The 13,697-nt window shown below is 71.1% G+C and carries 11 protein-coding genes; 8 read left to right on the top strand and 3 right to left on the bottom strand.

Going from position 1 to position 13,697, the window contains the following annotated elements:
* The first annotated feature begins 108 nt into the window (after positions 1-108).
* From BLQ73_RS08685 to BLQ73_RS08675, 3 genes are all read left to right on the top strand, one after another.
* The gene (locus BLQ73_RS08685; protein WP_093169846.1) at positions 109-891 is read left to right on the top strand and encodes an ABC transporter ATP-binding protein; all 783 of its coding nucleotides are present in this window, start codon (positions 109-111) and stop codon (positions 889-891) included.
* On the top strand, positions 867-2,471 hold the full coding sequence (locus BLQ73_RS08680; RefSeq protein ID WP_245690903.1) for a hypothetical protein: 1,605 nt from the start codon (positions 867-869) through the stop codon (positions 2,469-2,471). Before BLQ73_RS08685 ends, BLQ73_RS08680 begins: the two co-directional genes overlap by 25 nt.
* Positions 2,472-2,565: 94 nt before the next feature.
* Positions 2,566-5,238: a phosphoenolpyruvate carboxylase gene (locus BLQ73_RS08675; RefSeq protein ID WP_093169845.1), complete on the top strand. Its 2,673-nt coding sequence runs from the start codon at positions 2,566-2,568 to the stop codon at positions 5,236-5,238.
* 61 nt (positions 5,239-5,299) lie between these two features.
* Here BLQ73_RS08675 and BLQ73_RS08670 read toward each other — a convergent pair whose 3' ends face one another.
* From BLQ73_RS08670 to BLQ73_RS08660, 3 genes are read right to left on the bottom strand one after another with little or no spacing between them, the layout of a single operon-like run.
* A complete protein-coding gene (locus BLQ73_RS08670; protein ID WP_093169844.1) occupies positions 5,300-5,533 on the bottom strand; it encodes a FitA-like ribbon-helix-helix domain-containing protein in 234 nt (77 codons plus the stop codon).
* A gap of 46 nt (positions 5,534-5,579) precedes the next feature.
* Complete coding sequence (gene fdhD, locus BLQ73_RS08665) at positions 5,580-6,440, bottom strand: formate dehydrogenase accessory sulfurtransferase FdhD (RefSeq protein ID WP_093169843.1); 861 nt, start codon at positions 6,438-6,440, stop codon at positions 5,580-5,582.
* Positions 6,437-8,650: an FdhF/YdeP family oxidoreductase gene (locus BLQ73_RS08660; RefSeq protein ID WP_093169842.1), complete on the bottom strand. Its 2,214-nt coding sequence runs from the start codon at positions 8,648-8,650 to the stop codon at positions 6,437-6,439. The genes fdhD and BLQ73_RS08660 overlap by 4 nt, the downstream gene beginning before the upstream one ends.
* 134 nt (positions 8,651-8,784) lie before the next feature.
* Here BLQ73_RS08660 and BLQ73_RS08655 point away from each other — a divergent pair, with 134 nt between their 5' ends.
* The 5 genes from BLQ73_RS08655 to BLQ73_RS08635 all read left to right on the top strand — a co-directional run bounded on the left by BLQ73_RS08655 (position 8,785) and on the right by BLQ73_RS08635 (position 13,427).
* Complete coding sequence (locus BLQ73_RS08655; RefSeq protein WP_093169922.1) at positions 8,785-9,621, top strand: biotin--[acetyl-CoA-carboxylase] ligase; 837 nt, start codon at positions 8,785-8,787, stop codon at positions 9,619-9,621.
* A 278-nt stretch (positions 9,622-9,899) separates the two neighbouring features.
* Positions 9,900-10,583, top strand: coding sequence for a PH domain-containing protein (locus BLQ73_RS08650; protein ID WP_093169841.1), 684 nt, complete (start codon positions 9,900-9,902; stop codon positions 10,581-10,583).
* Positions 10,584-10,605: 22 nt separating this feature from the next.
* The gene (locus tag BLQ73_RS08645) at positions 10,606-11,604 is read left to right on the top strand and encodes an adenylate/guanylate cyclase domain-containing protein (protein WP_093169921.1); all 999 of its coding nucleotides are present in this window, start codon (positions 10,606-10,608) and stop codon (positions 11,602-11,604) included.
* Positions 11,605-11,724: 120 nt separating this feature from the next.
* Positions 11,725-12,810, top strand: coding sequence for an S-(hydroxymethyl)mycothiol dehydrogenase (locus BLQ73_RS08640; protein ID WP_093169920.1), 1,086 nt, complete (start codon positions 11,725-11,727; stop codon positions 12,808-12,810).
* Positions 12,807-13,427: an MBL fold metallo-hydrolase gene (locus tag BLQ73_RS08635; RefSeq protein ID WP_093169840.1), complete on the top strand. Its 621-nt coding sequence runs from the start codon at positions 12,807-12,809 to the stop codon at positions 13,425-13,427. The genes BLQ73_RS08640 and BLQ73_RS08635 overlap by 4 nt, the downstream gene beginning before the upstream one ends.
* Positions 13,428-13,697: the final 270 nt, after the last annotated feature.

Below are 13,697 nucleotides of genomic sequence, written 5' to 3'. Positions count from 1 at the left end.
CCGTGCGAGACCCTCCGAAGACACGCCACACCTCCGAAGACACGCCCAGCTGGTCGATATGTCCGCCAAGCAGCCTCACTGGCCTGCGCCTCTGCCAGACTGGCGCATATGACCGACGCGGTGCGCACACAGGGCCTCTTCAAGCGATTCGGGCAGCAGACCGCCGTAGCCGGTGTGGACCTCGTCGTCCCCCGAGGGAGCTTCGCCGGCCTGGTCGGACCCAACGGCGCAGGCAAGACCACAACCCTCAGCATGACGACCGGGCTCCTTCGGCCCGACGGCGGCAGCATCCACATCGACGGATTCGACGTGTGGCAGGACCCCGTCGCCGTCAAGGCCAGAATCGGCGTCCTCCCCGAAGGGCTGCGCCTGTTCGAACGGCTCTCGGGCCGCGAACTGCTGCACTACAACGGCCAACTGCGCGGCCTGCCCAAACCGGAGGTCGAACGGCGTACCGAGGAACTCCTCGCGGTCATGGACCTCCTGGGATCCGCCGACAAACTCGTCGTCGATTACTCCACCGGCATGCGCAAGAAGATCGGCTTAGCCGCGGCGCTCCTGCACAACCCTGCGGTCCTCTTCCTCGACGAACCCTTCGAAGGCGTCGACCCCGTCAGCGCCAACACCCTCGTCGACGTGCTCACCCGCTACACCTCCTCCGGATCGACCGTGGTCTTCTCCAGCCACGTCATGGACCTCGTCGAACGCCTCTGCGACTGGGTATCGGTCATGAGCGGCGGATACATCGTCGCCCAAGGCCCCCTCGACCAGATCCGCGCCGGACGCACCCTCAACCAGGCGTTCCTCGACCTCGTCGGCGCGAGCAACTCCGGCAGCGGCAGCGGCAACGGTGAGGAGGGGCTGTCGTGGCTGGGCTCGGCACAGGCGTGAACCTCGGCATCGGAGGCGTCGCCGCACTCTTCTTCAAGCTCAAACTCCGCCTGATCATCGGCAACCTGCGCGGCGAGACCGCCCGCCAGATCGGGTTCGTCTTCAGCGTCCTCGCCGCCGTCGCCGTCGCCGTGATCGGCTTCATCACCATGGGCCTCGTACGGCTCGCGCCCCCCGACATGGCCGTCGACCTCGTGGTCATCGCGTTCACCATGTTCTGGGTGGCCTGGGCCATCGGCCCGCTGATGATGTTCGGGCTCGACGACACGCTCGACCCCTCCCGCGTGGCCCTCCTCCCGCTCACCACCGGGCGGCTCGCCGCCGGCATGTTCACCGCCTCCGTGACAGGCGTGTGGCCCCCCGTCACGCTCATCATCACCTCCGGCGCCCTCACCGGGATCGCCGTCGGCGCCACCGGGATCACCACCGGAATCGTCGCCGTCGTCCTCCTCTTCGCCCTCTGCATCGTCACCTCCCGCCTCGTCACCACCGCCCTGTCCGGCGCGCTGCGCAGCCGCCGAGGCCGCGACCTCGCCGCCGTCAGCGTCGTCTTCGTCGTCCTGCTCAGCCAACTGCCCAACCTCGTCGTCAACCAGGGCTCCGCCCTCGACGTGCCGCGGCTCATCGGCGACATGGCGGGCGTCCTGCGCTGGACCCCGGCCGGCATGGCCGGGCACGCCATCGGCGCCGGCGGCCTCGTCGCCCTCGCCGAACTCGCCGCCGTCGCCCTCATCGTCGCCGTCTTCGGCATCCTGTGGATCGCCGCGCTCAAACGCGCCCTCGTCACCCCCGACACCTCCACCCAGGCCGCCGGCGTACGCTCCCGCAGCCTCGCCGCCCGCGTCCTCCCCGAAAGCGCGTTCACCGCGGTCGTCGTCAAAGAGCTCAAATACGCCCGACGCGACCCGCGCGGCCGTGTCGGCTGGATCACCGCCGTCGCCGTCAGCGGCGTCCTGCTGTTCTCCATCAGCGGCCAGGGCGGCGGCGCAGCCGCAGGCGCGTGGCTCGTCTACTTCCCCGCCTGCCTCAGCGCCCTCATGACCGCCCTCCAGTCCGCCAACGCCTTCGGCATCGACGGGCGCTCCCTGTGGATGAACGCCGTCGTGTACGGCACAGCCCGGGACCTGCGCACCGACCTCGCCGGCCGCCACCTCGCCCTCGTCGTACTCGCCGTCCCCCTCATCACCGCCGTCGCCATCGCCGGCGCCCTCCTCGCGGGCGACTGGACCTTCGCGTGGTCGGCCGCCCTCACCGGCTGGGGCGTCTTCGGCGTCGGCCTCGCCGTCGGCTCCGTCACCACCGTGCTCGTGCCGTACACCACCCCCGAACGCCTCAACTCCTTCAGCGGCGCCGCCCCCGGCCAAGGCGGCATCGCCTTCCTCAGCTCCTTCGGCTCACTCCTCGTCACCGCCCTCCTCGCCCTCCCCATCGCCCTGCCCCCGCTCCTCGGCGCGGCCTGGTGGAGCCTCCTCGCCGTGCCGTACGGCCTCACTGCCGCCTGGGCCGGCCGCCGCCTCGCCTCCGCCCTCGGCCTCGCCCGCATGCCCGAAATCCTCGCCGCCGTCTCCCGCCCGTCGTGAAGCACCGCAGGTGAGAGGGTGTGCAACCTGTGGTCTAGTCCAATTTGCGGGGGCGGGCGCGAGGAGCGCGGGGGGACTCGCTAGTGTTCGCTTCATGAGCGCGATCGCTTCGCATCAGGCAGGACGTTCCTCCGCAGAACGGCACAGCGCTGTCGTCGAGATGCCCGATGAGCTCCGTGCTGACGTGCGGTTGCTCGGGGGGCTGCTGGGGCAGGTGATCGCCGAACACGGCGGTCCGGATCTCTTGGCAGACGTTGAGAAACTGCGCAAAGCGGTGATCGCGGCGCGCAGAGGTGACGTCACGGTCGACGAGGTGGCTGCGCTGGTCGACACGTGGCCGATCGAGCGGGCCGTGCTGATTGCGCGGGCTTTCACGTGCTACTTCCACTTGGCGAACCTCGCGGAGGAGCATTTCCGCATCCGCACCCTGCGGGCGCGGGATACGGGCGAGACGCCGCTTCCGGATTCGCTGGTGCAAGCCGTACTGGAGGTCAAGAAAGACCTGGGGGACGCCCGCGTCGCCGAACTGATCGAAGGGCTGGAGCTGCGGCCGGTGATGACGGCCCACCCGACGGAGGCGCGCCGGCGGGCGGTGGTGACGGCGATCCAGCGGATCAGCGCCCAGCTCGCCGAGTACACCATGCCCGGGCGCGGTTCGGGGGAGAGGGCCGAGTCGAAGCGGCGCCTCCTAGAGGAGATCGACATCCTGTGGTGCACGTCGCAGGTCCGTTCGACGAAGCTCGACCCGCTGGACGAGGTCCGTACGGCGATGGCCGCGTTCGACGAGACCCTGTTCCGCGTGGTGCCGCTGGTCTACCGGTCCCTGGACGCCGCGCTCGGCGAGGGGACGGGCACGAGGGCCCCGATGGCGCGGCCGTTCATCCGCTACGGAAGCTGGATCGGCGGCGACCGCGACGGCAACCCCAACGTGACGGCGTCGGTGACCCGGCGGGCGCTGCAGATCCAGGCCGAGCACGTCCTGCTCGCGCTGGAGAACGCGACGACCCGGATCGGCCGTGCGCTGACGCTGGGTGCCCGTCACGCCGAGCCCTCGCCGGCGCTGAAGGCGGCCCTGGCCGCCGCCGAGGACGCTGTGCCGGACATGGTGTCGGAGCTGGGGACGCGCTCCCCGGCCGAGCCGCACCGGCAGTGGATGCTGTACATCGCGGCCCGCGTCGTCGCCACCCGCCGGCGCGACCTCGACCTCGCCTACCGGTCGCCGGACGAGATGCTGGCCGACCTGCGGCTGTGCCAGGAGTCGCTGGCGGCGGCCGGCGCGACCCGCCAGGCGTACGGCGAGCTGCAGCACCTGATCTGGCAGGTCGAGACGTTCGGCTTCCACCTCGCCGAGCTGGAGGTGCGCCAGCATTCGCAGGTGCACGCGGCGGCTCTGGAAGAGGTGAGGGCGGGCGGCCCGCTGTCGGAGCGCACCGAGGAGGTGCTCGCCACGATCCGGGTGATCGCCTGGATCCAGGAGCGGTTCGGCGTGAAGGCGTGCTCGCGTTACGTCGTCTCGTTCACGCGGACGTCGGACGACGTCGCCGCCGTCTACGAGCTTGCCGACCACGCCCTCGGCGGGCGCGCCCCGGTGCTGGACGTGGTTCCGCTGTTCGAGTCGGGCGCCGACCTCGCGAACGCGCCCGCCGTACTGTCCGGCATGCTGGAGCTCGAACCGGTGCAGCGGCGGCTCGCGACCAACCACCGCCTGCTCGAAGTGATGCTCGGCTACTCCGACTCCGCCAAGGAGCTCGGGCCCGCGGCGGCCACGCTGGCGCTGTACCAAGCGCAGGAGCGGCTCACGGCGTGGGCCGCCGAGCACGACGTGCGGCTGCGGCTGTTCCACGGCCGCGGCGGCGCGCTCGGCCGCGGCGGCGGCCCGGCCAACCGCGCGGTGCTCGCGCAGGCCCCCGGCAGCGTGGCGGGCCGCTTCAAGGTCACCGAGCAGGGCGAGGTCATCTTCGCCAGGTACGGCCACGCCGCGATCGCCCGCCGCCACATGGAGCAGGTCACCAACGCCGTCCTGCTGGCCTCCACGCCCGCCGTCGAGGCCCGTACGGCTGACGCCGCCTCACGCTTCCGCCCCCTCGCCGAGCGGGTCGCCGCCGCGTCGGAACGCGCCTACCGCGCCCTCACCGAGGCTCCCGGCTTCCCCGAGTGGTTCGCCCTGGTGAGCCCGCTTGAGGAGATCGGCGCCCTGCGTCTCGGCTCGCGCCCCGCCCGGCGCGGCCTCGGCGCCCCCCGGTCCCTGGACGACCTCCGGGCCATCCCGTGGGTGTTCGCCTGGGCGCAGACGCGGGTCAACCTCCCCGGCTGGTACGGCCTCGGCAGCGGCCTGGCCGCCATCCTGGAGTCGGACTCCGGCCTCGAAGAGCTCCGGGCCGCCTACCGCGAATGGCCGCTGTTCGCCTCCCTGCTGGACAACATCGAAATGTCCCTGGCCAAGACCGACCGGGCCATCGCCTCCCGCTACCTCGCCCTCGGCGGGCGCGACGACTTCGCCCGGCAGGTCCTCGCCGAATACGACCTCACGCGCAAGCTCGTCCTCACCGTCACCGGCCACAGCCGGCTCCTGGAGAACCGCCGCGTCCTGTCCCGCGCCGTCCAGCTCCGCGACCCTTACGTCGACGCGCTGTCCCACCTGCAACTCCGCGCCCTCAAGGCGCTCCGCTCCGGCGACACCCTCACCGGCGCCGAACGCGAACGCCTCTCCACCCTCCTCCTCCTGTCCGTCAACGGCGTGGCCGCCGGCCTTCAGAACACCGGCTGACGCCCCTCACGAGTAAAGGTGGCGCGACGCTCATGCCGCGTCGTGCCACCGGCGTGGGCACTCACTCGTCACGACCCGCCCGCGCCGCATCCGCGATGTCGGCCATGCTCAGCCCCGCAGGCTTCCTCCGTGCAGCCCTCGCATACACCTCGGCGACGGTCGGATGCGAGGCGGCTTCTACGATCAGCCGACGTAGATAGGCCGCCAAGCTCGTGCCTTCGGCAGCAGCCCGGTCGCGCACGACATCCAATACCTCAGCAGGCAGACCGCGGATCTGAACATGGCGGGTTTTCACGCTTCACCATGATGGCGAGCCATGGGTTCCACGGTGGGGAATCCCGTTAAACGATGCGGGTGGCGCCGGTGTAGATGTTGAACCTTTCGCCGCGGAGGAAGCCGATGAGGGTGGCGCCGAACTCTCTGGCGAGGTCGACGGCGAGGGAGGAGGGGGCGGAGATGGCGCACACGACGGGGATGCCGGCGCTGAGCGCCTTTTGCAGGATCTCGTAGCTGCTGCGCCCGCTGACCAGCAGGATGCGGTCGTGGAGGGGGAGCCCGCCGGTGAGGAGGACGTGGCCGATGAGCTTGTCGACGGCGTTGTGGCGGCCGACGTCTTCGCGTACGGCGAGAGCCGTGCCGTGGGCGTCGAACAGCCCGGCGGCGTGGAGGCCGCCGGTTTTGCCGAAGACGCTCTGGGCGGCGCGGAGGCGGTCGGGGAGGGCGGACAGGGTTTCGTGGGAGACCCGCGGGCCGCTCGCCGGGGCGAGGGGCGGGCGGCGGTCGCGGAGGGCGTCGATGGTGGCGGTGCCGCACACGCCGCACGCGCTTGAGGTCATGAAGTGCCGGTCGAGGCCGGGCAGGTCGGGGAGGCGGGGCCGGCGCAGCCGTACGGTGACCGTGTTGTAGCGCGCTTCGGCGGGCACGTCGGCGTCGGTGCAGTAGCCGATGGCGGCGATGTCGTCCTCGCCGGCGACGCCTTCGCCGTACAGGAAGCCGGCGGCGAGCTCGAAGTCGGCGCCGGGGGTGCGCATGGTGATCGCGAGGGTGCGGCGTTTGCCGCCGGCCTGGACGCGGATCTCCAGCGGCTCCTCGGTGGCGAGGTCGTCGCGCCGCTCCTTGATCTGGCCCCGGTTCACCTCGGTGACCCTGGCCCGGGTGGACGGGCCGGGGCGCGGGACACGCGGGACACGCGGGATGGTCATGGGGCGACTCGCGCGACGGTGACGAGGGCGTTGTAGTCGGGGATGCGCGCGTCGGCGGACCTGCGGACGGGGTCGAGGAGCACGTTGCCCTCCGGCCAGTGGATCTGCAGGTTGCCCGGCATGAGCGGGGCACGCAGCACGCGGCCGGTGAAGCTGCCGGCGGCGCCGCGCAGTTCGACGGGGGTGCCGTCGGGCAGGCCGAGCCGGTCGGCGTCGTAGGCGCTCATCAGCACCGCCTCCCTGGTGGCGCCGTTGAAGCCGTCGCGCCGCTCGTGGACCATGCTGTTGAACTGTTTACCCCGCCGCGTGGCCACCATGAACGTGCCGTCGGGGCGTTCGAGGGAGGGCAGGGCGACGGCGGAGAACCGGCCGCGCCCGTCGGGGGTGCCGAAGTGGCCGCCGGGGCACAGGTGGCGCCCGCCGTACTGCACGTTGTCCCCGAAGGCGGACAGTCCGGCGATGCCCTCATAGAACGGCACCGCCCGTTCGATATCCTGGCGGATCTGCGGGGTGCCGGTGTAGCGGACGCGGTCGGCGAGGTCGGGCCGTACGCGCGCCGCCAGCTCGGTGAAGATCCGCCACTCGGGCCGGGCCTCCCCGATGCGCGGGCCTTCGATCTCGGGCGAGAAGATCACGCGCCGCTCGGTCGAGGTCTCCGTGACCCCGCCTTCCATCTCGTAGCGCGTCTGCGCGGGCAGCAGCAGGACGTCGCCCTCGTCGGAGGGGACGAGCATCTGCGACGACATCACGATGTCGATGTGGACGCGGAGGGGGAGCCGGGCCAGGGCCGTACGGCAGTAGCCGGGGTCGGGCAGCACCTCCAGGAAGTTGCCGCCTGAGGAGATCAGCGCGTCCAGGTCGCCGGCGTGGGCGGCATCGATCATGTCGGTCGCGGTGAGACCCGGCGAGGTTGGCACCTCGAATCCCCACATGTCGGAGAACTTCTGGGCGTTCTCCGGCGTGATCGGCAGCCCGCCGGGCAGCCCCGTGGCATACGCGCCCATCTCGGCGCCGCCCTGCACTCCGCTGTGCCCCCGGATCGGCATGAGGCCGCAGTTGTCCCGGCCGACAAAGCCCCGGGCCAGGGCGAGGTTCACGATCGACCGCACGTTGTCCTCGCCGTACGTGTGCTGGGTGACGCCCATCGACCACACCAGGACCGCGGACCTCGCCTCGCCGAGCAGCCGGGCCAGCTCGAACATCTGCTGCCGAGTGGACCCCGACAGGGCCTCCAGCTCCTCCCACGTCTGCTCGGACACGGCACGCGCCGCCTCGTCGAATCCCGAGGTGTGCTCCTCGACGAATGCCCTGTCGACCCAGCCGTTCTCCACGAGATGCTTGAGCACGCCGTTCAGGAATCCGATGTCGCCGCCGACGTTCACGCCGAAGAAATAATCCGTGATCTTGGTGCCGAAAACCGCGGACTCCGCGTTGGACGGCACCCAGTATTTCTCCATGCCCGGCTCGCGATAGGTGTTGACCATCGCGATCCGCGTCCCCGCCTTTTTGGCGTGGTAGAGATATTTCATCGCCACCGGCTGGTTGTTCGCCGGGTTCGAGCCGATGAACACAATGAGGTCGGACCCCACCCAGTCCTTATACGAACACGTTGTGGCGGCGGCCCCGATCATTTCCTTGAGGGCCACGGTGGACGGCGAGTGGCAGATCCGGGCGGCATTGTCGATCGAGTTCGTGCCGAGCGCGCGCACCGCCTTCTGTGCGGCGAAATAGTTCTCATTGGGAATGCCGCGGCTGGTCAGATAAACCCCGAGCCGGGCGTCGCGCAGCCTTTCCGCGGCGAGGTCCAGCGCCTCGTCCCACCCGATCCGCCTGAATCCCCGCTCTCCCGCGCGCCGCAGCATCGGGTACGGCAGGCGCCCGAGTTCGCGCAGTTGCGCGCTGCGCAGCCGTTCGAGGCCGGTGACGTCGGCGAGGACGGCCGGGTCGAGCGCGGGCATGGTGTTGAGCTGGAGCAGCCTGAGCCGGATGTTGCACAGGTGGACTTCGTCCATGGTCCAGTCGCGCATGCCTTTGGTGCCGAGCGCGCAGCCGTCGCAGGTGCCCTGGGTGAGGATGCGCCACGCGTAGCGGCGGTTGCCCCGCACCGAGCGGAACGCCTTCCACAGCTCTAGATAGTTGTTGGGTTTCCGCTCCCCGATGCCGAACGGTTTCCATCCTGCCCAGTTGCGCGGATCCAGGCGTTTGCTCATGGAGGCTCCTCACCGTGGTGGCTCTAAGCCATCATGCTCCCCTTGCGATGGGTCGGGAAGTTTGTCCGTCTCGTGAAACTTTCCGTAAAGGAGCGCAGGCGCGGGACCAGGCGCGATGCGAGACAATGGGCCCCGTGCCTGAATCGCCGTACACCGACCTCGACCGGCCGCCGCTGTCCGAAGCGGCGCTCAACCACGCCCTCGTCCGCCCCGGCGGACTCTGGACCGGTGTGACGGTGGTCCAGCGGACCGGATCCACCAACGCCGACCTGGCGCAGGCGGTGGTGCGCGACGGCGCCAAAGAGGGCCAGGTGCTCATCGCCGAGGTGCAGGAGCAGGGGCGCGGACGCCTCGGGCGCACCTGGACCGCGCCTGCTCGGGCCGCGATCTCGATGTCGATGGTCCTGCGGCCCGACGTGCCGGCCGGGCGGATCGGATGGGTTCCGCTGCTGATCGGCCTCGCCGCCGCCTCAGGCCTGCGCCGCCTCGCCGAGGTGGACGTGCGCCTCAAGTGGCCCAACGACCTGCTCGTGGGGGAGCGCAAGCTCGCCGGTGTGCTCGCCGAGCGGGTCGACGACCACGTGGTGGTCGGCATCGGGCTCAATGTGGCGCAGCGCGCCGGTGAGCTGCCCGTGCCGACGGCCACATCGCTGGCGGTCGAAGAGGCCGCCTGCCTCGACCGCGACCCCCTCGTGCGGGCGATCCTCAGGGAGATCGAGGAGATCTACCGCGAGTGGGTCGCCGCGGGAGGAGACGCCGACGCGAGCGGCCTTCGCGCGGCCTGCCTCGCGGTGAGCGCCACCGTCGGGAACGACGTCAGGGTCGCGCTGCCGGGCGACGGGGCGCTGACCGGCCTCGCGACCGGCATCGACACCGAGGGCCGCCTGCTCGTGGCCGACGCCGACGGCAAGGAGCACGCGCTGAGCGCGGGCGACGTCGTCCACGTGCGCCCCGCCGGCCAGGAGCCCTAGCCAGGCCGCCCTGGCCGGGAGCCTTGGGTGGGAGCCCGGCCACGAGCCCCGGCCGGGAGTCTTGGCCGGGAGCCTTGGGTGGGAGTCTTGGCCGGGGGCCTTGGGTGGGAGCCTTGGCCGGGGGCCTTGGGTGGGAGCCCCGGCCGGGAGTCTTGACCGGGAGGCTTGGCCGGGGTCTCGCCACGAGCTCTGGCCGGGCGTCCTCCGCGGGTGCCGGTGGCCCGGCCTGATTGCCGATTCCATGGCGGCGTTCCCGCCGCCGTGCCACGATTTGCGCCATGGGTCTGCCTGATCGCCACCTGACAGCGGGGGAGAGGCGCGTGCTCTCCTTCCAGCCCCATCGCAAGCAGCTCCTGGGGCCGCTCGTCGCATTGGTGCTGATCGCCGCGGCCTCCGGCGCCGCGATCTACTTCATCCCGTCGGACTTCGAGTACGCCCTCCACGCGCGGGTCGGCGCGGGGGTGCTGGCCGTCATCCTCATGACCATCTGGTCGTTCGTCCCCTACCTGCAGTGGACCAACACCGCCTACACGCTCACCACCCACCGCTTCACGGCCAGCAACGGGGTGCTCAGCAAGTCCATCGACGAGATCCCGATCGCGAAGGTCAACACGGTCAGCTCCGACCAGTCGTTCGTCGAGCGCCTCCTCGGCAGCGGCACGCTCACGATCGAGTCGGCGGGTGAGCACGGGCGGCTCGCTTTCCGCGACATCCCGAAAATTCAGGATGTGCGGGCCGAACTCTTCCGCCTGACCGAGGAGGCCGCGGGCGAGGACGACGCGAGCGACCCCGAGCACGCCGACCCCGAGCACGCCGACCCCGAGCACAGCGACGCCGAGCACAACGACGCCGGGCCTGCCGACAGGGCCGGGCATGCCGACGTCCTGGCCGGCGCGGGGGACGCGAAGGGCGCAGGGGGCGGCGGCGACGCTGATGAGAGGCCCGATGGGCGGGTGCCGTAGCCTTGCGGGCCGGGGGGAGTCGATGAGCGGAGTTCAGGCGGAAGGCCACTCGACGGCACAGCGGATCGGGCGTCTGCTCGGCGGGCCGCCGCCCCGCCACACCCGCGCGGAGGTGGCTGAGATGTCCGGGGTCCCCCCGGAGCTTGCCGAACGCATCTGGCGCGCTCTCGGCTTCGCGTCGGTCGCCGCTGACGCGCCCGCCTTCACCGACGCCGACGTCGCCGCACTTCAACGCGTGGGTTCGATGCTCGGCGACGAGATGCTCGACGAGGCCACGGTGATTCGCATGGCCCGCGCGCTCGGCCGTACGACCTCGCGGCTGGCCCAGTGGCAGGCCGAGATCATGATGGGCGCGATGATCAGGCCGGGGGCCGGGCACGGCGAGGAGGACCTCGGCCGGGTGCTCGACGCGGCCCGCCGTCTGCTCCCCGACTTCGAGCACGTGCTCGTCCACGTGTGGCGCGCCCAGCTCGCCGCCGCCGGCACCCGGTTGCTCACCGTGGCCGGGCTCGACGACGACTTCGAGCCACGCCGCACCACCATCGCGGTCGGCTTCGCCGATCTCGTGTCGTTCACCCAGCACGCCAGAGAGCTCGACGAGTACGCCTTGGGCGACCTGGTCGAGGGCTTCGAATCGCGGGCCGCGGACGTCGTGGCGGCGCGCGGGGCGCGGCTGGTGAAGACCCTCGGCGATGAGGTGCTGTTCACCGCCGCCGAGCCCGGGGTCGCCGCGGAGGTGGCCTTCGACCTGGTCGACGCGGTGCGGGAGCGCGACGACGGGCCCGATGTGCGGATCGGGCTGGCCTACGGCCCGGTCCTCCCGATGATGGGCGACGTGTTCGGCACGACCGTCAACTTGGCCGCCAGGCTCACCGCGATCGCCCGTCCTGGCACGGTGCTGTCCGATGAGCCGCTGGCGTTGGCGCTGGACGGGGCGCAGGGCGTTGAGGCCCACCGGATCCGGCGGAGGCCCGCCCGGGGACTTGGGGTAGTACAGCCATATGTGCTCCGGCGTACGTAGCGCGCCGGTCAGCGGGGGAAATGTGCGCAATAGTTGAATATTAAAGGTTGTCGGGCGTAGCCCCAGCCCCACGGCGCGACGAGGCGCCACCGTAACGTGAGGAAAGCGAGGTGTGTGGCGATGCCGTATGAAGTGCAGGGAGTCGTCGCGCTTGGCAAAGGTGAGCCGGTTTCCGTGGAGACGGTGCTCGTGCCCGACCCCGGGCCGGGCGAGGCGGTGGTCAACGTCCAGGCCTGCGGGGTCTGCCACACCGACCTGCACTATCGCGAAGGCGGGATCAACGACGACTTCCCGTTCCTGCTCGGCCACGAGGCCGCGGGCATCGTCGAGGCCGTCGGCCCCGGCGTCACCACCGTGTCCCCCGGCGACTACGTGATCCTCAACTGGCGGGCCGTCTGCGGCGAATGCCGGGCCTGTCGGCGCGGTAGACCCTGGTACTGCTTCAGCACCCACAACGCCGCCCAGAAGATGACGCTGGCCGACGGCACGCCGCTCAGCCCCGCCCTCGGCATCGGCGCCTTCGCCGAGAAGACCCTGGTCGCCGCAGGGCAGTGCACCAAGGTCGACCCCGCGGCCCCGCCCGCCGTGGCCGGCCTGCTCGGCTGCGGCATCATGGCCGGCCTCGGAGCCGCGATCAACACCGGCGGCGTCACGCGCGGTGACAGCGTCGCGGTCATCGGCTGCGGCGGGGTCGGCGACGCAGCCGTACTCGGAGCCTCGCTCGCCGGGGCATCCAAGATCATCGCGGTGGACATCGACGACAGGAAGCTTGAGTGGGCCCGCGGATTCGGCGCGACCCACACGGTCAACTCGGCCGCCACCGACCCCGTCGAGGCCATCCGCGAGCTCACCGGCGGAAACGGCGCCGACGTCGTCATCGACGCCGTGGGCCGCCCCGAGACCTACAAGCAGGCGTTCTACGCCCGCGACCTCGCGGGCACCGTCGTCCTCGTCGGCGTGCCCACCCCCGACATGACCCTGGAACTGCCCCTGCTCGATGTCTTCGGGCGCGGCGGCGCGCTGAAGTCGTCGTGGTACGGCGACTGCCTGCCGAGCCGCGACTTCCCCATGCTCATCGACCTCTACCTCCAGGGCAGGCTCAACCTGGACGGCTTCGTCACCGAGACCATCGGCCTCGGCGACGTCGAGGAGGCGTTCGCCAAGATGCACCGCGGAGAGGTGCTGCGCTCGGTGGTGGTCCTGTGATCACCAGAGTCGTCACCTCCGGCACCTTCAGCCTCGACGGCGGCACCTGGGACGTCGACAACAACGTCTGGCTCGTCGGATCGGGCGAGGAGGTCATCGTCATCGACGCCGCCCACGACGCTCAGGCGATCCTCGACGGCGTCGCCGGCCGCCGGGTCACCGCCATCGCCTGCACCCATGCGCACAACGACCACATCAACGCCGCCCGCGAGCTCGCCGAGGCCACCGGCGCGCCCATCCTGCTGCACCCCGCCGACCAGCCTCTGTGGGAGGCGGTGTACGGCGACGCCGTGCCGTACGCGCCTCTCGCGGACGGCGAGGAGCTGTCTGCGGGCGGCGTGAAGCTGCGCGTCCTGCACACGCCCGGCCACGCGCCGGGCGCCGTGTGCTTCTACGCGGCCGACCTCGGCGTCGTCTTCTCGGGCGACACCCTGTTCTCCGGGGGGCCGGGCGCCACGGGCAGGTCCTACTCGTCCTTCGACGAGATCATCGAGTCGATCCAGGAGCGGCTGCTGACGCTGCCCGGCGAGACGGTGGTCCACACCGGGCACGGCGATTCCACCACCATCGCGGACGAGGTTCCGCATCTGGACGAGTGGGTGGCCCGCGGCCACTGAGATTCGCTCCACGGCGGCCTCCCGGACTCTCTCCGGGGGGCTGCCGGTGTTCTCGGCAGTGTGATGTTCATCACATTTCTGTGCTTGTCCGGCGAGCGTTTGCGATCTCTGTTTAGCCGGAGGGAGGGCGGGGGCTCCCCGGTGCGACCCTTGGTCGCTGAGGGGAGGCCCTGAGGCTGGTTAGTGCAGGCTTGCCTGCGTGTGCAGGGCTTGGCTTAGCGCAGCCTTGCCTGTTTCCGCGGGGTTTCCGGGTCGGCGGCGGGTTCTCCG

Origin of the sequence: Sinosporangium album (genome assembly GCF_900100605.1) — a bacterium.
Classification (GTDB): Bacteria; Actinomycetota; Actinomycetes; order Streptosporangiales; family Streptosporangiaceae; genus Sinosporangium; species Sinosporangium album.
This window is presented reverse-complemented; position numbering and strand designations above follow the sequence as displayed.

Excerpts from the sequence above, each read along its gene's own strand:
- BLQ73_RS08685 (WP_093169846.1), top strand. The coding sequence starts at position 109 with ATGACCGACGCGGTGCGCACACAGGGCCTCTTCAAGCGATTCGGGCAG.
- BLQ73_RS08675 (WP_093169845.1), top strand. The coding sequence starts at position 2,566 with ATGAGCGCGATCGCTTCGCATCAGGCAGGACGTTCCTCCGCAGAACGG.
- fdhD (WP_093169843.1), bottom strand. The coding sequence starts at position 6,440 with ATGACCATCCCGCGTGTCCCGCGTGTCCCGCGCCCCGGCCCGTCCACC.
- BLQ73_RS08660 (WP_093169842.1), bottom strand. The coding sequence starts at position 8,650 with ATGAGCAAACGCCTGGATCCGCGCAACTGGGCAGGATGGAAACCGTTC.
- BLQ73_RS08650 (WP_093169841.1), top strand. The coding sequence starts at position 9,900 with ATGGGTCTGCCTGATCGCCACCTGACAGCGGGGGAGAGGCGCGTGCTC.
- BLQ73_RS08645 (WP_093169921.1), top strand. The coding sequence starts at position 10,606 with ATGAGCGGAGTTCAGGCGGAAGGCCACTCGACGGCACAGCGGATCGGG.
- BLQ73_RS08640 (WP_093169920.1), top strand. The coding sequence starts at position 11,725 with ATGCCGTATGAAGTGCAGGGAGTCGTCGCGCTTGGCAAAGGTGAGCCG.